The sequence below is a fragment of the Microvirga puerhi genome (assembly GCF_020089865.1).
Taxonomy (GTDB): Bacteria; Pseudomonadota; Alphaproteobacteria; order Rhizobiales; family Beijerinckiaceae; genus Microvirga; species Microvirga puerhi.
Genome location: NZ_JAIRBM010000002.1, coordinates 329,536 through 351,395, shown reverse-complemented (window position 1 = coordinate 351,395; position 21,860 = coordinate 329,536). Strand labels below are relative to the sequence as shown.

Genomic DNA, 21,860 nt, shown 5'->3' with positions numbered 1-21,860 from the left:
CAAAACCCTGCCTTATCCTGTTCCTCTCAGGATCGAGAGATGAAGAGGGAAAGCGCTCCTCACGCGACCGTTTCTTTACTCCCGTTCTCTCCGAGGCGTCCACGGCTTTCCTGTGGCAAAAGGCCCTCTCCCCAGGTGTCTGCTCCCAAACGCATGGCTTGGGACGGCAGACCCGTTGCCGTAAGGCCGTGCGCATGCTACCGGCGCGCCCATGAAACGCCCCCTTCTGATCGCCCCCTCCATCCTAGCCTCCGACTTCTCCAAGCTCGGCGAGGAAATTCGCGCCGTCGACAAGGCCGGCGCCGACTGGATCCATATCGACGTGATGGATGGCCACTTCGTGCCCAACATCACTCTGGGTCCAGACATCGTGAAGGCGATCCGCCCGCACACGAGCAAGGCCTTCGACGTCCACCTGATGATCGCGCCGGTGGATCCGTATCTCGAATCCTTCGCGAAGGCCGGCGCCGACATCATCAGCATTCATGCCGAGGCAGGCCCGCATCTTCACCGCAGCCTTCAGACTATCCGGGCGCTGGGCAAGAAGGCCGGCATCGTCCTCAATCCGGGCTCGCACGAAGGCGCGATCGAGCCCGTCCTGGACATGGTGGACCTGATCCTGCTCATGACCGTCAATCCGGGCTTTGGCGGCCAGGCCTTCATCGGATCGGTCTGCGACAAGGTTCGCAGGATCAGCGACATGGTCGGTGACCGGCCGATCGATATTGAAATCGACGGCGGCATCACGCCGGAGACGGCGCCCCTCGTCGTCGAGGCCGGCGCCAACGTGCTCGTGGCGGGATCCGCGACCTTCAAGGGTGGGCCCGAGGCTTATGCCCGCAATATCGCCGCGATCCGCGAAGCCGCCGAGAAGGCGCGCTAGCGGCAGATCTCGCCTCGAGCACGTCCCGTCCCGGATAGACCGACCGTCAGCAGCTCGGCGAGGAGATTTGCCAACCGGTCCACAAAGGCGTCGTCGAGCTTGAAATTGAGCGGCGCCCGCGAGAGGTGCTCAGAGCCGCGGACGAAGATGAAGCCCTGATGCATCAGCCATAGGGTCGTGACGGCGACAGCCTCGCGATCCGCCGCCTCTCCCAGGAACCGCCGGACGAGCCCCTCTGCTGCCGAGATGGCCGATATGTTCTGCGACACCACAAGTTCCTGGAAAACCTCCGTCCGCTGGAGGATCTCCCAGTTCAGGATCCTGGTGAACCGCGCGAGCTGGCCGCGTCTGCAGAGAGGCAGCAATTGCTGCCGCAGGAAAAGTCTTAAGGCTTCCTTCGGTGGCAGTGCATCGAGCTTTTCCGCATCGAGAAGGTTCGACTCCTTGAAAGCCCGGAACGTGGCGAGCAGGACCTCCCGGTAAAGGCCCTCCTTGCCACCGAAGTGATAGGTGATTGCAGCCTGATTGGCATGCGCCTCGCGTGTAATCTCCCGAACGGAGGCGCCCTCGTAACCCTTCTCGGAGAAGACGGCGATTGCGGCGTCGAGGAGAGCCTGCCGAGTTCGGTCCGCGGCCCGGATCATTTCAGGACGAGATCGGTGATCGAGCCGCCGAGCGACGTCATGGCCTCGATGATCCGCTCACCCGACGGCACGAACCGGGGAAGCGGCATACCCAGGAGAGACAGTCGCCCTCGTTCCTCAGGCTCGGGGGCAGTCGCCATTGGCTGAGCGACTTGGACGGTGCTCACAGCCGCAGGCCGCAGCGGTGGAAGGATCGCATGTGAGCTGAACGTCTCGCAGGTATCTGCACAGGCGGACACGACAGGCGGGCGGACCCGGACCGGCACCGGCTTCGTCTCCGGACGCGCTTCCACTGCCGGCCAATCGGTTCCCGTGGCGAGAACCACAGACCGCTCGGTGGAACCGAACGCGGCAGCGAACTCGGCAGGGCTCGCCACCTTGGAGCGGAACGCGTTCGTCGTGAAATTGGCATCCAGGAGGCTCGCTGCCGCTAGCGGCGCGAGGTTTTCAGTCGCGTCGGTGAAGACCACCTCGACAGCTGCATCCCTCCCGAGGCGTACGTTCGAAATCGCCGCGATACAGGCAATGACGGCGACTGTGATGATGACTAGCAGAACGATGTTTTCGCCTAGATTGTCGATCTTCCTTGCAAACCGATTCAGGGGACGTTGCATAGGTGACCTCTCGAAGTTTGAAATTCAAACGTGCGTTTGAATTTCAAACAGGCGTTTGAGGCAAAATCATGTCTAGGTCAAGGGCGATTTCGGTCGCGACATCCGAAGAACCCTCCCGGACGAATGTTTGGGGCGAGCCGGAACGGCGAACGCGCTTGTGTTCCGGGTCGTCATCCAATAGCGATCACGTCCATGTTCACCTCCAAGCCGATGGGCCGAACCCGCGACGTCAGCACAATGGCGGCGACGCGCACAGGCTCCGGGCCTGGAAGTAGTCTCGCGCATGCAGGAGAAAGCCCGTGATCCCCCGCTACAGCCGCCCCGAGATGGTGGCCATCTGGTCCCCTGAAACCAAGTTCCGGATCTGGTTCGAGATCGAGGCCCATGCGACGACGGCCCTGGCCGACCTGGGTGTCGTACCGAAGGATGCAGCGGACAAGGTCTGGGAAAAGGGCTCTGCCGCGACGTTCGACGTCGAGCGCATCGACGCCATCGAGCGCGAGGTGAAGCACGACGTCATCGCCTTCCTGACCCATCTTGCCGAGATTGTCGGACCCGAGGCGCGCTTCGTCCACCAGGGCATGACGTCGTCCGATGTGCTCGATACCACGTTCAACGTCCAGCTGGTCCGCGCCTCCGACCTGCTTCTCAAGGACATCGACGATCTGCTCGCGGCCCTGAAGCGGCGGGCCTTCGAGCACAAGCTGACCCCGACCATCGGCCGCTCACACGGCATCCATGCGGAGCCGACCACTTTCGGTCTGAAGCTCGCCCAGGCCTATGCGGAATTCGAGCGCTGCAAGCTGCGGCTCATCGAGGCCCAACGCGAGGTCGCGACCTGCGCGATCTCAGGAGCGGTCGGCACCTTTGCCAATATCGATCCCCGCGTCGAGGAATACGTGGCGGAGAAGATGGGGCTTTCCGTCGAGCCGGTCTCGACCCAGGTGATCCCCCGCGACCGGCATGCCATGTATTTCGCCACGCTCGCGGTCATCGCCTCCTCCATCGAGCGTCTGGCGACTGAAATCCGCCACCTGCAGCGCAGTGAAGTCCTGGAAGCGGAGGAGTATTTTTCCGCGGGCCAGAAAGGCTCCTCGGCGATGCCGCACAAGCGCAACCCTGTGCTCACCGAAAACCTCACAGGCCTTGCGCGCATGGTCCGTGCCTATGCCATGCCTGCCATGGAGAATGTCGCCCTCTGGCACGAGCGGGACATCTCGCATTCTTCCGTCGAGCGCATGATCGGGCCGGATTCCACCGTGACTCTCGACTTCGCCCTCGCCCGGCTGACCAGCGTCGTCGACAAGCTCGTCGTTTATCCCGAGAACATGCAGAAGAACCTCGACCGCCTCGGCGGCCTGGTGCATTCGCAGCGTGTCCTCCTGGCGCTCACACAGCGGGGCGCTTCTCGAGAAGATGCCTATCGTCTCGTCCAGCGTAACGCGATGCCGGTCTGGCGCGGCGAAGGTGATTTCCTGACTCTACTAAAGAATGATGCCGACGTGACGAAGTATCTGTCCCCGGCCGAAATCGAAGCCTGCTTTGATCTTGGCTATCATTACAAGCACGTGGATACGATCTTTACGCGGGTCTTCGGCGCAACCAAAGCATAGCTTGAGGGCTGGAAATCTTTTCTCGATGCGCGACAATCCCCGTCCGGAGATAAACTACGACGGGGATCCCAATGCTGTCGGAGAGACTTCTCAAGACGGCCCTGACCCGGGCTGTCAAACACGGCACCCTGAGCATGACCACCGCCGGAGGGGAAACCTTCACCTTCGGTGATGGAACTGAACCAAAAGTCGCGATCCGCTTCACCGATCCGGCCGCCCAGCTCGCCCTCTGCCTTCATCCTGAACTGAAGCTGGGCGAACTGTTCATGGACGGTCGTCTCATCATCGAGAGCGGCACGATCTTCGACCTGCTGCAAGTGCTCCTGCAGGACACCCACGGCGAACTCGACGAACTTCCACTGCATCGCCTGCGCAAGATCAGGACATGGATGCAACTGCGCAGCGAGAACGATGCGGCCAGCTCGAAGCGAAACGTCGCCCATCACTATGATCTCGACGGGCGGCTCTACAATCTCTTCCTTGACAGCGACAAGCAGTATTCCTGCGCCTATTTCGACCATCCGGACGCGACCCTCGAAGAAGCCCAGATGGCGAAGAAGCGGCACATCGCTGCGAAGCTCCTACTCGATCCGGGCCAGAGCGTGCTGGATATCGGCTCGGGCTGGGGCGGTCTCGGCCTCTACATGGCCCAGGTGGGCGGAGCCGGCTCCGTCAAAGGCGTGACTCTGTCGGAGGAGCAGCTAGAGGTCTCGCGCAAACGCGCGGCGACGGCAGGCCTTCCCGAGCGGGTTCGCTTCGAACTGGAGGATTACCGGTCCACGCGAGGCAGCTTCGATCGCATCGTCTCGGTCGGCATGTTCGAGCACGTGGGCGTCCCGTCCTACGACACCTATTTCCAGACCGCGCACCGTCTCCTGAAGAACGACGGCGTGATGCTGCTCCACACCATCGGCCGGACCGGTACGCCCTACCCGACCAATCCCTGGATCTCCCGCTACATCTTCCCGGGCGGCCACCTGCCGACGCTCTCCGAAGTCATGCCCGCCATCGAGAAGGCCGGACTGATCGTCACGGACGTCGAAATCCTGCGGCTGCACTATGCCTTCACGCTCCAGAAGTGGCGCGAGCGGTTCATGGCTCAGCGGGAGGAGGTGCTGCGCCTCTACGATGAGCGTTTCTGCCGGATGTGGGAATGCTATCTCGCCATGTCGGAATCGGCCTTCCGCTTCCAGGATGCAGTGGTGTTCCAGATCCAGCTCGCCAAGCGCAACGACACTGTGCCCCTGACCCGCGATTACATCGCAGAGCGGGAGGCTGCCCTCAAGATCGCGGAGACGACGGAGCTGAAGAAAAGCGCCTAGAGCATCGCTCAAAGCACGAACCGGGGCCGATTTTCCGCTGGATACGCTCGGTGAAGCGAGGCTGCGATGACTGTTACGTTGAGGCTAGCACTTGTTACGCTCATTGCGACCCTGGCCTATCTTGGGCTCGCCATATGGGGTGCAGGCGGCTTTGCCGCCTTCTTCTCCCATCCCGCGCGGGTCGCCCTGACGATCATCCTCTTCGCCCTGTCCGGCGCAGCGCTCTTCAGCAGTGGCAATCTGAGCCCTGGCATCCGGGAGGATCGCGACAACCGCTGGGTGATCGCGGCTTTTGCACTGCTTGGCATCCTGGCGGGCTATTTGCCTGCCTATACGGAGCGCAAAGGGTTCTGGGTTCTTGACGGAGACGCCGTCCGCTGGCTGGGCGTCGTCCTCTTCGCCGTTGGCGGAGCCTTGCGGCTCTGGCCGGTCTTCGTGCTCGGCCGCCGCTTCAGCGGCCTCGTGGCCATTCAACCGGGACATACGCTGGTGACGGGCGGCATCTATGGCGTCATTCGCCATCCCAGCTATCTGGGCCTTCTCATTTCCTCGCTCGGATGGGCGCTTGCCTTTCGTTCCGGCGTCGGTGTGCTGCTTGCGGCGCTTCTCATCCCGCCGCTTCTCGCACGCATCCATGCGGAGGAGCGGTTGCTTCGGTCGCAATTCGGCGCGGAATACGATGCCTATTTCCATCGCACGTGGCGGCTGATCCCCGGGCTCTATTGACCGGTCCCCATTTGCCCATCTTGAACCCGGCCATAGGGACGTTTACCTGCCCATCATGAAAACCTCCGATTGCGATATCCTCATCGTCCCTGGTTACCAGGATTCCGGCGTCGACCACTGGCAGAGCCGCTGGGAGCGACAACTTTCGACGGCGCGACGCGTCAAGCAGGAGAATTGGGATTCTCCCAACAAGGACGAATGGGTTCGCAAAATCATCGAGGACGTTGCCGCAGCGAAGCTGCCCGTCGTCCTTGTCGGGCACAGCCTCGGCGTGCTGGCGATCGCTCACGCGGCGCCGCTGCTCCCTCGGGACAAGGTCCAGGGCGCCTTCCTGGTCGGCCTGCCGGATGTCGACCGGCCGGATTTCATGCCGGAGATCGGCCGTGCCTTTGCGCCGATCCCTCGGGATCCTCTGCCCTTCCCTTCGGTCCTGATCGCGAGCCGTACGGACCTCCATTGCGACTACGAGAAGGCAGAGGATATCGCCTATGCCTGGGGCTCCGCCATCGTTGATGCGGGTGATGCCGGGCATATCGATACCGAAAGCGGCCACGGCCCATGGCCCGAAGGGCTGATGCGGTTTGCGGGTTTCCTGAAGCGTCTCTGAGCCCATTTCTCCACCCGTTGTCCACATGACGAAAAGTTCATGTGCCAGTCACGTGCGGGACAGCAGAATGGTCCGATCCTGATGCTGCTCTCAACGTGTAGAGGAGGAGTTTCAATGAAGTCTCTCGCCATCCTTTCCGCCGCTTCCGCTCTGGCGTTGGCCGGCACGGTGGCCTACGCACAACCCGCTCCTCCGCCTGCTGGCGGCCCTGGCGGCCAGGGCCAGCGCCCGCAGATGAGCCGTGAGGATTTCGAGTCCCTGACGGATGCGCGCATTGCATCCATTCAGGCCGGTCTCAAGCTCACCCCGGACCAGCAGAAGCTCTGGGGCCCGGTTGAGCAGGCCCTGCGCGCTCAGGCGGCGACCCGCACCCAGATGATCGAGGAGTTTCGCCAGCGCAGGTCCCGCAACGAGCGGCCCGATGTGATGCAGCGCCTCGAACAGGGTGCGGCAATGGCCACGAAGCGTGCGGAGAACCTCAACGCTCTCTCGACGGCGATGAAGCCCCTCTGGGCCTCTCTCGACGACCGGCAGAAGCGCCTGCTGCCGATCCTGATGCGAGAGGGCCGTCCCGGCCGCGGTGCATGGCGCGGACACCATGGACAGCGCGGTCAAATGGGCATGATGCAACGCGGTCCCGGCGCGATGCAGCCCGGCGGTGGGCAGCCGGCTCAACCGCCGAAGCAGCCCTGATGATATGAAGGCCGCCGAACAGGCGGCCTTTTTCTTCGACCGCTGTTGTTCCGGAACGGTCCGGAGGACCGGGTCGTAGATTGTTGGACCAGGAAAAAGAAAAAGGCCGCCCGAAGGCGGCCTTTCCGTATCTGCAATCCACTCGCGGCGATTAGCGCGAATAGAATTCGATCACGAGGTTCGGCTCCATCTGGACCGCATAAGGCACCTCGGACAGGGTCGGGATGCGGGTCACGCGGGCCGTCATCTTGGAATGATCGACCTCGATGTAGTCCGGCACGTCGCGCTCGGCGAGCTGGGTCGCCACGAGAACGACTTCGAGCTGCTTCGACTTTTCCTTCACCTCGATCACGTCACCCGGCTTCACGAGATAGCTCGGAACGTTCACGCGGCGGCCGTTGACCTTCACGTGGCCGTGGTTGACGAACTGGCGCGCGGCGAACGGGGTCGCGACGAACTTCGAGCGGTACACGACCGCATCGAGACGGCGCTCCAGGAGGCCGATCAGGTTCTCGCCCGAGTCGCCACGCTGGCGGATCGCCTCGGCGTAGTAACGGCGGAACTGCTTCTCGGTGATGTTGGCGTAGTAGCCCTTGAGCTTCTGCTTGGCGCGCAGCTGCGTGCCGAAGTCGGACATCTTGCCCTTGCGGCGCTGGCCGTGCTGGCCGGGGCCGTATTCGCGGCGGTTGACGGGGCTCTTCGGGCGGCCCCAAATGTTCTGGCCCATGCGGCGGTCAAGCTTGTGCTTGGCCTGAATGCGCTTCGACATCGCGATTCCTCTTGAATGGTCGAATGGTTTCGAGGAACGCGCCCTCCTCTTCCCTTCCGGGACGACAGGCCGACCGAAGCCGGGCCACGGGAGCGTAAAAAGTTTGCGCGGCCGTTGCCGGACCGCGCGAACCGGGATGCCCTAGTGGAAAATGCCAGGGGTGTCAAGGAACGACCGCCTCTGGCCCGCCGCGCCTGGCCTCAGGCGATGGCAGCGTCACGCTCGGCGAGGAGGCTGCGCAGGACCGACCGATGGCACCGGGATTCGTCCTCGCAATAGCAGCCGATCGAGAAATGGCCGTGGTGCGACAAAGCCGCCAGGAGATCGAGAGCTCTCCGGGGCGAGGGCTCGTTCATCTCCGCCTTGAAGGCCCGGGTGAAGGCGTTCCATTCCTTCTCCGTCTTCGCTTCCTTGGCCTTCGAGACCAGCTCCGCGCTCGGCGACAGCTCCGGATACCAGACATCGAACCAGTCGTCGGCCGAAAAACGCTCCTTGCGGACGCCGCGGGGTGGATGCCGGACAGTGCCGATCCGCGTCCCCTCGCCTGTATGCCGGGGTGTTCCGAGGCGGACGATCCGAAGGGTCATGAGGCGCTCCTGAGTGTAGGAAGGGTTTCGCCGGCGGCGGCTGGGGCGACGGCGGCAAAAAGATAACGATCGAACCAGGTCGGAAACGCGCCGACGAGGGGCCGTGGCCCTTCGATGGTCAGACCCATCCGTTGCGCTTGCCTGAAGTCCACATCACCGCGCCACCACCCGACCAGGGTGGACAGACGGGTCCGAACGGTCAGCACCTCCGGAAAACCCGGATTCTGCGTACACCAGGACACCTCGGTCTTTCTGAGCAGCAGGAAGTGCGGCTGGCGCTGTCCCTCGATCTCGAAGCGGACGACGATCGGCTCGCTGGGCAAGATGTCCGTACGGACCCGGCGCTGCATGTCGACCAGCAGAGGTTCCAGGTCGAGATCCTCGGTCTCCGCTTGCCTTGGCAGCCACCGCTGACCCCACGTGCCGAGGGCACTGACTAAGGATGCCAACTCCCGGCCGGCCTCCGTGAGCTCGTATTCGGGCCCATGTTCGCCCTCGACGCGGATGATTGCGCCGGCATGGGTCAGCTCCTGGAGGCGCTCCGAGAGCATGGTGCGCGAAATGCGCGGAATACCGCGCCGGATGTCGTTGAAGCGCCGACTGCCGCAGAGAAGCTCACGCACGATGAGAAGCGTCCATCGACCGCCGAGCGCCTCGTGCGCACGCGCCATGGAGCAAAACTGACCATACTCTGCCATGGCTCTAGCGCTAGCACGGCTCGGCAGGACCCGGAAGTCCGGAATCCGGACCTGACACAGCCGTGAACCGGGTCTAATCCCATTGCACCCACTTCACTGAAACCGACCTGACCAGGAGGCGCCGGACATGATGACATCCCAGCCGACCATTCTCGACGCCATCGGTAACACGCGCCTCCTGGCGCTGCGAAACGTCGTCCCCGCAAAGGGCGCCCGCATCCTCGTGAAGCTCGAAAGCGAGAATCCCACCGGCAGCATGAAGGACCGGATGGCGCTGGCGATGATCGAGGCAGCGGAGACGGACGGACGTCTCGTGCCGGGCGGGTCGGTGGTGGAATATACCGGCGGCAGCACCGGCGTCTCCCTGTCCCTGGTCTGCGCGGTGAAGGGTTACCCGCTTCATATCGTGACATCCGATGCCTTTTCGCGGGAAAAGCTCGATCACATGAAAATTCTCGGTGCGCGGCTCCAGGTCCTACCAAGCGACGGCGGCCGCATGACGGAAAAGCTGACCCGCGACATGATCGAGGCGGCGCGCGTGATAGCGCAGGAGACCGGATCGTTCTGGACCGACCAGATGAACAACCGCGACCAGCTTGCTGCCTATCACCGGCTTGCGGATGAGATCTGGACGCAGACTGGCGGCCGGATCGATGCTTTCGTGCAGAGCGTCGGCACGGCCGCATCGCTTCGCGGTACGGCGGAGAGATTGCGCCACCACCACGACAGGATCGCGATCGTCGCAGTCGAGCCGTCGGAGTCAGCGGTGCTTTCGGGAGGTCCTTCGGGAGCGCACAAGATCGACGGGATCGGCGCCGGTTACGTCGTCCCTCTCTGGAAAGACGACGTCGCAGACAGCATCGAAGGCGTCTCGACCGATGAGGCCACCGCCATGGCCCTGCGCCTCGCCCGCGACGAGGGCCTGTTCGCCGGCACATCCACGGGAGCCAATGTGATCGCTGCCCTTCGCGTTGCCGAGCGGTTGGGTCCCGATGCCACTATCGTCACGCTGATGTGCGATACCGGCATGAAATATCTCAAAACCTACGGAGCCAAAATCGTGTAACGGGCGCCATCACTCCGCGGCTTGCGCGACCACGTCTTTTTCCACCTCAGGCTTTCGTTCGCCCGACCACCAGGACCTGACCTTGAGCGACAGCGTGTCGAGGTAGAGGTAGATCACCGGTGTCGTGAAGAGCGTGAGCGCCTGGCTGACGATCAGGCCGCCAACCATGGCGTAGCCGAGAGGCTGGCGGATCTCGGATCCCGTCCCGTGGCCGAGCATGAGCGGCACGCCGCCGAGCAGAGCCGCCATGGTGGTCATCATGATCGGCCTGAAGCGCAGTAGCGCCGCCTGTCGAATGGCCTTGGCGGGCGAGAGCTTTCCTTCGCGCTCGGCAGTGATAGCGAAGTCCACCATCATGATGCCGTTCTTCTTCACGATGCCGATCAGCAGGATGACGCCGATGAACGCGATGAGGCTGAAATCGATACCGAACAGCATCAGCGTCGCCAGCGCTCCTGCACCTGCTGAGGGTAACGTCGAGAGGATAGTGATCGGGTGAATGTAACTCTCGTAGAGGATGCCGAGGATCAGGTAGACGACCACGAGCGCTGCGAGGATGAGGAGCGGAACCGTCGCCAGGGATGCTTGGAACGCCTGGGCATTGCCCTGGAACGTGCCCGCCAACGAGCCGGGCGGATTCATTTCGGTCACCGCCCTTGTCACGGCCTGCGTCGCGTCACCCAGGGACGAGCCCGGTGCCAGGTTGAAGCTGATGGTGATCGCGGGAAACTGGCCCTGGTGGTTGATGCTGAGCGGCGCAATCTTACGCGTGGTCCATCGGGCGAAGGTCGAAAGCGGCACCTGCTCGCCCGTGATCGGGGACTTGAGATAGATCTTGCTCAGGCTCGTCGTATCTCCCTGGAGTTCCGGCAGGATCTCCATGACCACGTTGTAGCTGTTGAGCTGCGTGAAATATTGGGTGACTTGGCGCTGACCGAAGGCGTCGTAGAGCGTATCGTCAATCAGCTGCGGCGTGAATCCGAACCGCGAAGCCTGATCCCGGTTGATCGTCAGCGTCAGAGTCGTGCCGCTGACCTGCTGATCGGTCGCAACGTCGCGCAGCTCAGGCAATGTCTTGAGCTTTTCGAGGATCTTCGGAGCCCACTCGTTCAGCTCGTCGAGATTGGCGTCCTGAAGCGTGTACTGGTACTGCGTTCGCGCCTGCCGCCCGCCCACGTTGATGTCCTGGGAGGCCTGCAGGAACAGCCGCATGCCCTCCACCTTGTCGATTTCAGGCCGCAAGCGCGCGATCACCTGCGATGCCGAGGCCGTTCGCTCGGATCGCGGCTTGAGCGTAATGTATATGCGGCCCGTATTAAGCGTCGAAGCTCCGCCACTTGAGCCGATGGACATCGCATAGGTCGCAACAGCCGGGTCACGTCCGACGATCTCGCCGACCAGTTCCTGACGTCGGTACATGTCCTGGAAGGAAATATCCTGCGCCGCCTCGGTCGTGCCGACGATGAAGCCCGTGTCCTGCTGCGGAAAGAAGCCTTTTGGGATCACGATGAAGAGCCACGCCGTCACTCCGAGTGTCGCGAAGAATACGAGCAGCGTGATGAACCGGTGCCGCAGGACGACGTCGAGCCCCCGCTCATAGGACCGCTCCATGCCATTAAAGAAACGCTCGAGCATGAGGTAGATCCGGCCCGGTCGAGCATGCTCGCTTTGTGCTTTGAGCAAGCGTGAAGCCATCATCGGCGTCAACGTCAAGGAGACGATGGCGGAGACGGCGATCGTCATGGCCACCACGACCGAGAATTCCCTGAACAGGCGCCCGACGATTCCGCCCATCAGCAATAACGGGATAAACACGGCCACGAGGGAAATGCTGATCGACAGGATCGTGAACCCGATCTCGCTAGCCCCCTTATAGGCCGCGTCCATCGGTTGTTCGCCCTCCTCCACATGTCGGACGATGTTCTCCAGCATGACGATGGCATCGTCGACGACGAAACCGACGGAGATCGTCAGCGCCATGAGAGACAGATTGTCGAGGCTGTAACCTGCGAGATACATTAGCCCGCATGTGCCCAGCAGGGCGAGCGGAACGGTAATGCTCGGGATGATCGTCGCCCAGATCCGGCGAAGGAAAAGGAAGATCACGAGTACAACGAGAGCGATGGAAATCAGCAGCGTGAACTGCACATCCGTCACCGATGCGCGAATGGTCTGGGTCCGATCGCTCAGGATGTCGATCTTGATGGCCGGTGGAAGCGCCGCCTGAAGCCGCGGCAATGCGGCTTTCACCCGGTTGACCGTATCGATGACGTTAGCGCCGGGCTGCTTGAAGATGATGAGAAACACGCCCCGCTTACCATTCGCCCATGCAGCGAGCTTCGTGTTCTCCGGGCCGGAGATCGCCTGACCGATATCGCGAATTCGAACGGGAGCGCCATTCTGGTAGGCGACGATGACGTCGTTCCATTCCTCGGCCCTGGCGAGCTGATCGTTGGCATAGATGGTGAAGCTTCGGGTGTCGCCATCGACAGTCCCTTTCGGGCTGTCCACCGTCGAAATAGCCAGCACCGACCGGATATCCTCAAGGGAGAGTTTCTTATTGACCAGCTTCGTCGGGTCGAGTTGGACTCGGATCGCCGGTTTCTGCTCCCCTCCGATGACGACCTGAGATACGCCGGAGATCTGGCTGACCTGCTGTGCCAGCTTCGTATCCGCATTGTCGTCCACGGCTATCAGCGGCAGGCTATCCGAGGTTACGGAAATGATCATGATTGGCGTGTCGGCAGGATTGACCTTCCGATAAGTCGGGGGCCGGGGCAGATTCTTCGGCAGCTGTCCGCCTGCCGCGTTGATGGCCGATTGCACATCCTGTGCGGCAGCGTCGATGTTGCGATCGAGATCAAACTGGATTGTGACCGAGGTCGATCCGAGCGCGCTCGTGGACGACATCTGCGTCACGCCCGGGATCTGACCGAATTGCCGCTCCAAGGGTTGCGCCACGGAAGAGGCCATGGTTTCCGGGCTAGCACCCGGCAGGACCGCGGAAACCTGAATCGTCGGAAAATCGATCTGCGGCAGAGGCGCTACCGGCAGCAGCGGATAGGCTGCAAGACCTGCCAGAAAGATGCCGATCATCAGCAGAGTGGTGGCGATCGGATACCGGATGAAGGGCGCGGATATGCCGCCTTTCATATTACTTCTCCCCGGTCGCGACACGCTGGGTACTGTCGCCGGCCACCTGAACCTTCGCTCCGGGCTGCAGTCGATAATGTCCCGCGATCACGACGCTCTCACCCACCGTCAGACCCTTATCGACAACAGCTTTGTCCTTGGTGATGACGCCGACCTCGACGGGCCGCATCTCCACCGTCTGGTCCGGCCTGACCACATAAACGTAAAGCCCCTGCGGCCCGCGCTGCACGGCGGTATTCGGAACGGCAGCAACGCCCTGGAGAGTCCGTAGCAGAAGACGAGTATCCACCGACATGCCGGGCCAAAGGACGAGATTCTTGTTGTCGAATTGGGCCTTGAGCCGAATGGTTCCCGTCGCAGCATCGACTTGGTTGTTCACCAAGGTCAGCGCGCCTTCAGCGAGGGTATTCTTGGCATTCGATGACATCGCCCAGACCTTCAAGGGAGCCTCGGTCTGCTCCTTGTTGATCGACGCCAAGTCCGCCTCGGGCGCTGTGAAGACGACCGTGATCGGCGAGATCTGAACGATCTGCACGATTCCGTTCGTGTCCGCGGCATGCACGATATTGCCCTGGTCGACCTGCCGGAATCCGGTCCGCCCGGCGATCGGCGCGCGAATGGTTGTATAATCGAGCTGCGTCTTGGCGTTGTCGATGGCCGCCTGGTCAGCCTGAATCTGCGCCACCAAGGCATTGACGGTCGCCTGCTGCGCATCGAATTGCTGCCTGGAGGCGAAGTCCCGGGTCAGGAGCTGCTGCGTTCGCACCAGATCGGCCTTGGCGCTGACAAGCTGAGCCTCGTCCTGGGCTTTCTTGGCGACCGCTTGGTCCAGCGCCGCTTGAAACGGCCGCGGGTCGATCTGCAGGAGCAGATCCCCTTCCTTGACCATCTGCCCTTCCTGAAAAGCGATCTTATCGATCTGGCCGTCCACGCGGCTGCGAACAGTCACGGTGTTGAGGGCCTGAACCGATCCGAGGCTGTTCAGATAGATCGGAACGTTGCTTGCTTCGACGGGCGCGGCCTGGATCGGAACCGGTGCCGCTGCCTGCTGCTGCCGGCTCGCAGCCGCAGCCTCCTGTGCCGCCTCGCTCCGCCATCTCCAGATCGCCCAGGCGCTGCCCATCGCGATGAGAACGATGATCGCGACGAGCAGAAACTGATGACCTCGCTTGGCCTTCGGCACTTCGTGGACCATGGCAGCTCCCACATTCCTTCGTCATGAAGTTAGGGTGACGCCGTCAGCCGCAACAGGTTCTCCGCATACACGCTTTCGTGCACGGCTACAGAGATAGATAGGTCGTGGCGAGGTGATTGGGAGCTAAGACGTCACGCCTTCACAGGCTGAGTGGTATGGCCTCGATGGCGGTCCGTAGCAGACCGCGGGCCAGGAGAGCCCTCCGAAGCGGCGCGCCGATGCCCGTTCCTGCCGTGAAAACCGCGATGGCCTCGTCCTCTCCCTCTTCATGCCCCGGCACGGGACCACCGATAAGGTGCACGACCCGCTTGGCGATGGCCGGTGCCGGATCGATCCAGGTGACGGGCCATGGCGCGAGGGTTCGCAGGCGAGGAAGAAGCAGCGGATAATGTGTGCAGGCGAGAACGACCACATCCGTGCGCCCTTCGCCCTCCTCCACAAAACAAGGTCGAAGCTCCGCCGCCAAGTCTGCGTCCGGTACGGGACGACCTTCGAGCTCGGCTTCGGCATATTTTGCGAGCATCGTCGAGCCGACGAGATTGACACGACACCCAGCGGCATAGGCCTGAACCAAGTCACGAGTATAGTCTCTCGCTACCGTGCCGGGTGTCGCCAGCACCGTCACGAGACCGCTCTGCGTGTTCTGCGCGGCGGGCTTGATGGCGGGAACAGTGCCGACGAAAGGAATGGGGAAGCGTTCGCGCAAATGCGGCAGCACCAGCGTCGAGGCGGTATTGCAGGCGATCACGACGAGATCGGGATCGTAAAGATCGACGAGCCGCTCCATGACAGCGAGCACGCGGGCGACCAGGGATTCCTCGGACAGTCGGCCATAGGGAAACGCCGCATCATCCGCCGCGTAGAGATAGCGTGCATCGGGGCGCGCTTTGAGGACTTCGGAAAAGACCGTCAGCCCTCCGAGGCCTGAATCGAACACCAGAATGGTTGGGACGGGAGCCGGCATGGCGGCGGGGTTATAGGCCGTTCCGGCGAGAAGATCGACCAGCATCGCAGCCTGCCCCTATGACTTGCCGCCCAGAAAATCGGACAGGCTCTGGCGCGTGTCGGATGGACCGAGATTGAGCTTGCGGCGCGGCCCTTTCTCCGGCTTTTCCTCGTCCGCCTGGCTCTTCGGCAGCTGAGCGGACAGACGACGCACCGGCCACCCATCGCTCCAGGTGCCCATGTCTATGAACTTGGGATCCCGTGCCAATACGACCGCATCGCGCCCGGCGAAGGCAGCATCCGCCGCCATGTCGAAGGTCTTCCAGAACGCCAGATAATCCAGGGTGTCGGTCGGATTGTTCCCGAGTTGGGCGGTCAGGATCGTCTGCTCGCCGGTCAGCGCCATATCGGCGCTCCAGCGCCACGTATTCTTCTGCTTCGGATCCCGCGGCGGATCCGGCGGGATCTTGATCGTGGCGGCATCGTACTCGGCGTTGGGAGATCCCGGCGAGGCAAGGGTCGCCGTCAGCGCCGGATACCCATGATCGTCCGAGGTGGCACGCATGAACAGCTTGCGGCCGGCCGGAACGGTTTCGGTCTCCTTCAAAAGCCGGCGTGCGGCCCGGTCGGTCGGAAGATAATCCCGATCTCCACTCAACGTGATGATGACGGTCGACGGATCGAGGCTCGAGAGATCGGACAGGAGGATCCCACGCGCCTTGGCGTCGGAGGCGATGCCACCGGGCATGACGCCGAAGATCAGCTTTGGCACGGGCAAACCTTCATCCTTGCCGGCTGCCGCGAGATTGAACGCGATCGGCACTCCGGCCAGGTGGCCGATATAGGCGACCTTGTTCAGGTCCGGTCGCGCGGCCGGATCGGAGGCGAGCGCCTCCAACGTCGCCTTGACCAGATTTCCCGCCTGCCCCGAGGCGTCGGCGGGCCGGGTACGGTTTACGTCCTGGAAACGGGGATAGAGAACCAGATATCCCTTTCGCGCGAGATGATCGAGCCAGCCACCATAGGCGCCGGGATTCGTAGCGCCCCAGGAATGGAGGAAGACCACGACGGGACGCGGCGCCGCCGCCGGTTCCGATCCATGAAACACGAAAGTAGCGGCACTCGCCGTCCCGACGACGCGCTTCGCCACCTGCGATACGGGATAGTCCGTCCCGCCCGGTCCCTGCTCCGGCTGTTTCGGCGGAGATGCGGCGATTGCAGCAGGAGCGATAAGGCAAGAGCAGGCGAGAAGGAAGGCGGCAAGGGAGCGGCGCATCATGCGTCTCTGGGATGATCCGTGGGCGAGAACTTCGCTGGTCCCATCAAAACATAGGAACTTTAACGGTTTCTCAAGCGGCGACCTTCCGCAATCGCTCGAATCGCTCCACGCAGGGTGCGAACGTCCTGCTCCGACAGTTGGAGGCGATGGAAGATGTCGCGCATATTGCGCGCCATGATCGGTTTCTTGTCTTCGGGATAAAAATTCACCGCATCGAGTTCGCTCTCGATGTAGTCGAAGAATGACACCAGCATTTCTCTTGGCGCAGGCGGGGTCGATTGCTCGCTGCCGAATGGCAATGCACCTCCCGTGGCGCGCCGCTGCCATTCATAGGACATGAGGAGCACCGCCTGCGCCAGATTGAGCGAGGAGAATTTCGGATCGACCGGAAAGGTCACGATGGCGTCGGCAAGGGAGATCTCGTCGTTCTCGAGCCCCGTCCGTTCACGTCCGAACAGGATTCCGACCCCCTGCCCGCTCGCGATCCGCGCATGCGCCTCGGCCATCGCGGGCTCCGGCCCGAAGACCCGCTTCATCTGTCCGCGTTCGCGGGCCGTGGTCGCGAAGACGTAGTTGAGATCCGCGATTGCTTCGCGCGCGGTGTCGTAGAGCTTCGCCCCTTCCAGGACATGTGTCGCGCCAGACGCTGCGGAATGGGCCCCCTTCTTCGGCCAGCCGTTGCGTGGGGACACGAGCCGCAAGTCGGAGAGGCCGAAATTCGCCATGGCGCGGGCCACCATACCGATATTCTCGGCGAGCTGCGGTTCCACGAGGATGATGATGGGATGGAGCATGGCGGCTTGAATAGTGCAAAAGGGCCGACGGGCGATCTGCTTGCCAAAACCGCGATGCAGGCGCCGCGCCAAGCCGGTGACGATTGTCCCGGTTTACACGGCAGAGCGCCAAAATAAAAACCTCCCCGAGAGCATGGCCCTGGAGAGGTCGAAACGAGGACCCGCCGAGACGGGCCCCGATCTCGGAACGTGCCGCTTACCAGCAGCCCCAGCCACAATAGTAGTGTGGACGGGCAGCAGCCGCGCCGACGGCAGCGCCGCCGATGACGCCGACCGCGGTACCGACAGCGACCTGCTGAGCGGCCTGGTTCGACTGGGCGACATTGTTGCGGAAATTGGCGTTGGTGCAGCGCTCATAGGCGCGCGTACCAGGCTTCAGGCCCGATTCGACGCAGACGTTCTGAGCATTGGCCATGGACTGCTCCGTGGACTGGCAGGCTCCCAGAAGCAGCGCGGTGGCGCCCATGGCGGTGATGATGGCAAGACGCATTGTCAGCTCCCCATTGTGAAGTTCAGTTACAGCCGAGATGTTTCAAAATAAAATATCATCTCAGAAGTCAAGCGATATTACGTTAGGTCACGCCTCGGGCTGTGCACAAATTCATAACAGCCGAGGTTCGGCGGCGGTGCGACAGCGCACGGGCCGCGACATTTCGGGCATCCTCAGGAACTTTCGCCCATCTTGGCCATTTCTCGGTCGCCTCGGCTCATTCCATGAATTTCTCAACGGAGACCCTCTTCATGCGCCGGCTCCTGTGCCTCTCGGCGGCTCTCAGCTCCCTACTCTGTGCCGGAACGGTCTCCGCAGCCCCGGCCCGGAGCGTTGCGCCTGAAGCTCCTCCCCCGCTCTTTCATGGCCATTGGTGCGGTTTGGGCGACGAGAACCGGGAGAGTCCCGTCGATGCCCTGGACGCGGCATGCCGGGCGCATGACCTCTGCTACGAGCACCGCGGGCGCAATGCCTGCTCCTGCGACAAGGCCTTCCTGAAGGCGACGGGCGCCCTCATCCGGAACCCGCGAACCGATGACGCCCTGCGCAACAAGGCGGCGACGGCCAACTCACTATTCAGTGCGACACCCTGCGTGGAACCTCAGAAATCGCGCGCACGTGCAGCCCGGCCCTGACGACCGGCCGAAAGTCGACCCTTCCCCCTGGAGCCCAGTCGCGCTATAGCCCGCGCCACGAAGCCTGCCGTCCGGCAGGCGATCCTCAAAGCTTTCAGCGCAAGGTGAGATCATGGCGAAGATCAAGGTTGCCAATCCAGTCGTCGAACTCGACGGCGACGAGATGACCCGTATCATTTGGCACTTCATCAAAGACAAGCTGATCCACCCCTATCTCGACATCGACCTCAAATACTACGACCTGGGCATCGAGCATCGCGACGCGACCAACGACAAGGTCACCGTGGAAGCCGCCGAGGCGATCAAGAAGTATGGCGTCGGCGTCAAGTGCGCCACGATCACGCCGGACGAAGCCCGCGTGAAGGAATTCAACCTCAAGGACATGTGGAAGTCGCCGAACGGCACGATCCGCAACATCCTCGGCGGCGTGATCTTCCGCGAGCCGATCATCTGCAAGAACGTTCCGCGCCTGGTTCCCGGCTGGACCCAGCCGATCATCGTCGGCCGTCACGCCTTCGGCGACCAGTACAAGGCAACCGACTTCAAGGTGCCCGGCAAGGGCCGCCTGACGATCAAGTTCGAAGGCGAGGACGGCACGGTCATCGAGAAGGAAGTGTTCAAGTTCCCGGATGCCGGCGTCGCCATGGCGATGTACAACCTCGACGACTCGATCCGCGACTTCGCCCGCGCTTCGATGAACTATGGCCTGAACCGGAAGTACCCGGTCTATCTCTCCACGAAGAACACCATCCTCAAGGCCTATGACGGCCGGTTCAAGGACATCTTCCAGGAAGTATACGACAACGAGTTCAAGGCGAAGTTCGACGCTGCCGGCATCACCTACGAGCATCGTCTCATCGACGACATGGTGGCCTCGGCCCTCAAGTGGTCGGGCGGCTATGTCTGGGCCTGTAAGAACTATGACGGAGACGTGCAGTCCGACACCGTGGCGCAGGGCTTCGGCTCGCTGGGTCTCATGACCTCCGTGCTGATGACGCCGGACGGCAAGACCGTCGAGGCCGAGGCCGCTCACGGCACGGTGACCCGTCACTATCGCGAGCATCAGAAGGGCAAGGAGACCTCGACGAACTCCATCGCCTCGATCTTCGCCTGGACCCGCGGCCTCGCTCATCGCGCGAAGCTCGACAACAATGCGGAACTCGCCAAGTTCGCGACGACCCTCGAGAAGGTCTGCGTCGATACGGTCGAAGCGGGCTACATGACCAAGGATCTGGCTCTCCTGGTCGGCGCCGAGCAGAAGTGGCTCTCCACCACCGGCTTCCTCGACAAGATCGACGAGAACCTGAAGAAGGCCATGGCTGCGTAAGACAAACGCCCTGCCTCTTCACAGCGGATCCTGTGAGGAGACGCGACAGGACAACTCCTGAAAAGCCCGGCCCCGCGCCGGGCTTTTTGCTGCGCCGACCTCTGGCCCGCTCAACTCGGTGAGCGCTCTCCGGCTGCCTTTCTCCGCGTCCAATCAAGCACGCACCGGATACCGGCACAGCGCTCCAGGCCGGACACGCAGTCGGGTGGCCTGTGTTGCGTCATCTGAAATGACGCGTCCTTAGAGGATCGCGGCACATTAAGCGAGGAAGCGTGACATTGGCGACCATCTGCCTATTCAGGGAAGCACAGCCTAGTCACCCCGCAGGATTACGTGGCAGCCCAGCAACTCCTCGCCACGACAAGGAGCTTGACCGCGGAGGGACTTCAGGCTGCGATGCGCCATCATGGATGAGCGGGACGGCCCCGTCCGTTCCCGGACCGTCAAGGAGATACGAGTGACCGAGCCTCAACATCCTTCCGTCATGACCGGTGGCTGTCAGTGCGGGGCAGTACGCTATGCGCTGCGCTCCGAGCCGACCCATGCCAGCATCTGCCATTGCCGCATGTGCCAGAAGGCTTTCGGCAATTACTTCGCCGCGCTCACGGGGCTTCCGATGCAGGATCTCGTGTGGACGAAAGGCGAGCCCGGCATGTTCCGCAGTTCGGCCGCAGCCGAGCGCGGCTTCTGCCGGGATTGCGGAACGCCGCTCACCTATCGCTATCTGCGCGGCCAGCGCGTCAACGTATCCATCGGCAGCCTTGACGATCCGGCACGGATCAAGCCCGAGGTCCAATATGGCATCGAGAGCAAGCTGCCTGCCTTCGCGTCTCTTCACACCCTGCCGGGAGAACGCACGGAGGATGGGGCGACGCCGGAGGAGCTGGCGGCCATGACCTCATACCAGCACCCCGATCACGATTGACGCCGCGCCAACCGTCCCTCAAGTCCGGTTGATCGACACGCCCCCATCGGCGAGGAGCGCCGTGCCGGTCGTGAAGCTCGATGCATCCGATGCGAGATAGAGCGCCGACCGGGCGATTTCCTCCGGCCGCGCCCGGCGCTTGAGGGCATGGAGCCCATCCACGAACGCCTTCGCCTCCGGCGTCGGAACCCAGGCTTCGGCCATGGGCGTATCAGTCCCGCCCGGAAGCAAGGCGTTCACCCGAATGCGCTGCGGCCCGAACTCCACCGCGAGCGCTTGGGTCAGGCCGATCAGCCCCGCCTTGCTCGCCGCATAGGCCGCAACACCCGGCATTCCGGCCGTATGGCCCACGAAGGTCGAGGTGAAGATCACGGAGCCGCTGCCGCGCTCCAGCATGGCCGGGATCTGATGCTTGGCGCCGAGGAACGCCGCCGTGAGATTGACCGCAAGTGCCTCGTTCCATCCGTCCAGCGAGAGGCCGGTCGTCGGGCCCATTTCGCCGTTCGTGCCGGCATTGTTGAAGGCAATGTCGAGACCGCCGAAACGATCGACAGCGGTTTCGACGAGCCTTTTCGCCAACGCGTCGTCGCGCACATCACCCGGCACCGCAACGGCTTGTCCCCCGGCAGTCTCGATCTCGTCGACCAGCCGATCGAGTTCATCGACACGGCGTGCAGTCACGACGACCTTGGCGCCTTCCCGCGCGAAAAGCCGCGCGGTCGCCCGGCCAATCCCGGAACTCGCTCCCGTTACGATGGCTGTCTTGTTCATGAGTGTCGACATGGAGAGAACCCTTTCTTCGAGCACAATGCTCGGAAGTGGGTTCCGAAATTTCATCGCCGCACGCGACCCGATATCGACGCACGATTCCTGTGATGAAGCGGTTCCATTCAAG

General features: G+C 62.7%; 22 protein-coding genes. 10 read left to right on the top strand and 12 right to left on the bottom strand.

Going from position 1 to position 21,860, the window contains the following annotated elements; translation table 11 throughout:
• Nucleotides 1-211: 211 nt before the first annotated feature.
• Nucleotides 212-883, top strand: coding sequence for a ribulose-phosphate 3-epimerase (gene rpe / locus K9B37_RS03960; RefSeq protein ID WP_224311490.1), 672 nt, complete (start codon nucleotides 212-214; stop codon nucleotides 881-883).
• Here rpe and K9B37_RS03955 read toward each other — a convergent pair.
• Both K9B37_RS03955 and K9B37_RS03950 read right to left on the bottom strand, forming a co-directional pair.
• Entirely contained in the window at nucleotides 880-1,527 is a 648-nt protein-coding gene (locus tag K9B37_RS03955) for a TetR/AcrR family transcriptional regulator (RefSeq protein WP_224311489.1), read from the bottom strand. The genes rpe and K9B37_RS03955 overlap by 4 nt on opposite strands.
• Nucleotides 1,524-2,141, bottom strand: coding sequence for a hypothetical protein (locus K9B37_RS03950; protein WP_224311488.1), 618 nt, complete (start codon nucleotides 2,139-2,141; stop codon nucleotides 1,524-1,526). The genes K9B37_RS03955 and K9B37_RS03950 overlap by 4 nt, the downstream gene beginning before the upstream one ends.
• Before the next feature lie 299 nt (nucleotides 2,142-2,440).
• On the opposite strand from K9B37_RS03950, the gene purB reads away from it, so the two are divergent.
• The 5 genes from purB to K9B37_RS03925 all read left to right on the top strand — a co-directional run bounded on the left by purB (nucleotide 2,441) and on the right by K9B37_RS03925 (nucleotide 7,102).
• Entirely contained in the window at nucleotides 2,441-3,754 is a 1,314-nt protein-coding gene (gene purB, locus K9B37_RS03945; protein ID WP_224311487.1) for an adenylosuccinate lyase, read from the top strand.
• 71 nt (nucleotides 3,755-3,825) lie between these two features.
• Nucleotides 3,826-5,076, top strand: coding sequence for a cyclopropane fatty acid synthase (locus tag K9B37_RS03940; RefSeq protein WP_224311486.1), 1,251 nt, complete (start codon nucleotides 3,826-3,828; stop codon nucleotides 5,074-5,076).
• A gap of 66 nt (nucleotides 5,077-5,142) precedes the next feature.
• Entirely contained in the window at nucleotides 5,143-5,802 is a 660-nt protein-coding gene (locus K9B37_RS03935) for a methyltransferase family protein (protein WP_224311485.1), read from the top strand.
• Nucleotides 5,803-5,857: 55 nt separating this feature from the next.
• On the top strand, nucleotides 5,858-6,409 hold the full coding sequence (locus K9B37_RS03930; protein WP_224311484.1) for an RBBP9/YdeN family alpha/beta hydrolase: 552 nt from the start codon (nucleotides 5,858-5,860) through the stop codon (nucleotides 6,407-6,409).
• Nucleotides 6,410-6,523: 114 nt separating this feature from the next.
• On the top strand, nucleotides 6,524-7,102 hold the full coding sequence (locus tag K9B37_RS03925; RefSeq protein ID WP_224311483.1) for a Spy/CpxP family protein refolding chaperone: 579 nt from the start codon (nucleotides 6,524-6,526) through the stop codon (nucleotides 7,100-7,102).
• A gap of 151 nt (nucleotides 7,103-7,253) precedes the next feature.
• Here the strand turns inward: K9B37_RS03925 and rpsD are convergent, their stop codons facing one another.
• The 3 genes from rpsD to K9B37_RS03910 all read right to left on the bottom strand — a co-directional run bounded on the left by rpsD (nucleotide 7,254) and on the right by K9B37_RS03910 (nucleotide 9,129).
• Complete coding sequence (rpsD, locus tag K9B37_RS03920) at nucleotides 7,254-7,871, bottom strand: 30S ribosomal protein S4 (protein WP_224311482.1); 618 nt, start codon at nucleotides 7,869-7,871, stop codon at nucleotides 7,254-7,256.
• A gap of 200 nt (nucleotides 7,872-8,071) precedes the next feature.
• On the bottom strand, nucleotides 8,072-8,458 hold the full coding sequence (locus tag K9B37_RS03915) for a DUF488 domain-containing protein (RefSeq protein WP_224311481.1): 387 nt from the start codon (nucleotides 8,456-8,458) through the stop codon (nucleotides 8,072-8,074).
• The gene (locus tag K9B37_RS03910) at nucleotides 8,455-9,129 is read right to left on the bottom strand and encodes a winged helix-turn-helix transcriptional regulator (protein ID WP_224311480.1); all 675 of its coding nucleotides are present in this window, start codon (nucleotides 9,127-9,129) and stop codon (nucleotides 8,455-8,457) included. The genes K9B37_RS03915 and K9B37_RS03910 overlap by 4 nt, the downstream gene beginning before the upstream one ends.
• A gap of 154 nt (nucleotides 9,130-9,283) precedes the next feature.
• Here K9B37_RS03910 and K9B37_RS03905 point away from each other — a divergent pair, with 154 nt between their 5' ends.
• Nucleotides 9,284-10,222: a PLP-dependent cysteine synthase family protein gene (locus K9B37_RS03905; protein WP_224311479.1), complete on the top strand. Its 939-nt coding sequence runs from the start codon at nucleotides 9,284-9,286 to the stop codon at nucleotides 10,220-10,222.
• Nucleotides 10,223-10,231: 9 nt separating this feature from the next.
• Here the strand turns inward: K9B37_RS03905 and K9B37_RS03900 are convergent, their stop codons facing one another.
• The 6 genes from K9B37_RS03900 to K9B37_RS03875 all read right to left on the bottom strand — a co-directional run bounded on the left by K9B37_RS03900 (nucleotide 10,232) and on the right by K9B37_RS03875 (nucleotide 18,078).
• Nucleotides 10,232-13,375, bottom strand: coding sequence for a multidrug efflux RND transporter permease subunit (locus tag K9B37_RS03900; protein ID WP_224311478.1), 3,144 nt, complete (start codon nucleotides 13,373-13,375; stop codon nucleotides 10,232-10,234).
• A gap of 1 nt (nucleotide 13,376) precedes the next feature.
• Complete coding sequence (locus K9B37_RS03895) at nucleotides 13,377-14,570, bottom strand: efflux RND transporter periplasmic adaptor subunit (RefSeq protein WP_224311477.1); 1,194 nt, start codon at nucleotides 14,568-14,570, stop codon at nucleotides 13,377-13,379.
• A gap of 139 nt (nucleotides 14,571-14,709) precedes the next feature.
• Entirely contained in the window at nucleotides 14,710-15,579 is an 870-nt protein-coding gene (gene murI, locus K9B37_RS03890; protein WP_224311476.1) for a glutamate racemase, read from the bottom strand.
• 12 nt (nucleotides 15,580-15,591) lie between these two features.
• Nucleotides 15,592-16,794 carry a dienelactone hydrolase family protein gene (locus K9B37_RS03885; protein ID WP_369414203.1) on the bottom strand — a complete coding sequence of 401 codons (1,203 nt, stop codon included), beginning with the start codon at nucleotides 16,792-16,794 and terminating at the stop codon, nucleotides 15,592-15,594.
• A gap of 59 nt (nucleotides 16,795-16,853) precedes the next feature.
• Entirely contained in the window at nucleotides 16,854-17,588 is a 735-nt protein-coding gene (locus K9B37_RS03880) for an RNA methyltransferase (protein ID WP_224311475.1), read from the bottom strand.
• A 196-nt stretch (nucleotides 17,589-17,784) separates the two neighbouring features.
• Nucleotides 17,785-18,078: a hypothetical protein gene (locus tag K9B37_RS03875; protein WP_224311474.1), complete on the bottom strand. Its 294-nt coding sequence runs from the start codon at nucleotides 18,076-18,078 to the stop codon at nucleotides 17,785-17,787.
• A 251-nt stretch (nucleotides 18,079-18,329) separates the two neighbouring features.
• Here K9B37_RS03875 and K9B37_RS03870 point away from each other — a divergent pair, with 251 nt between their 5' ends.
• From K9B37_RS03870 to K9B37_RS03860, 3 genes are all read left to right on the top strand, one after another.
• Nucleotides 18,330-18,713, top strand: a complete 384-nt coding sequence (locus K9B37_RS03870) for a phospholipase A2 family protein (RefSeq protein ID WP_224311473.1) — start codon at nucleotides 18,330-18,332, stop codon at nucleotides 18,711-18,713.
• A 112-nt stretch (nucleotides 18,714-18,825) separates the two neighbouring features.
• Complete coding sequence (locus tag K9B37_RS03865) at nucleotides 18,826-20,040, top strand: NADP-dependent isocitrate dehydrogenase (RefSeq protein ID WP_224311472.1); 1,215 nt, start codon at nucleotides 18,826-18,828, stop codon at nucleotides 20,038-20,040.
• Nucleotides 20,041-20,497: 457 nt separating this feature from the next.
• The gene (locus K9B37_RS03860) at nucleotides 20,498-20,965 is read left to right on the top strand and encodes a GFA family protein (protein WP_224311471.1); all 468 of its coding nucleotides are present in this window, start codon (nucleotides 20,498-20,500) and stop codon (nucleotides 20,963-20,965) included.
• 18 nt (nucleotides 20,966-20,983) lie between these two features.
• On the opposite strand, the gene K9B37_RS03855 is transcribed toward K9B37_RS03860, so the two are convergent.
• Nucleotides 20,984-21,748: an SDR family oxidoreductase gene (locus K9B37_RS03855; protein WP_224311470.1), complete on the bottom strand. Its 765-nt coding sequence runs from the start codon at nucleotides 21,746-21,748 to the stop codon at nucleotides 20,984-20,986.
• Between the last annotated feature and the right edge of the window lie 112 nt (nucleotides 21,749-21,860).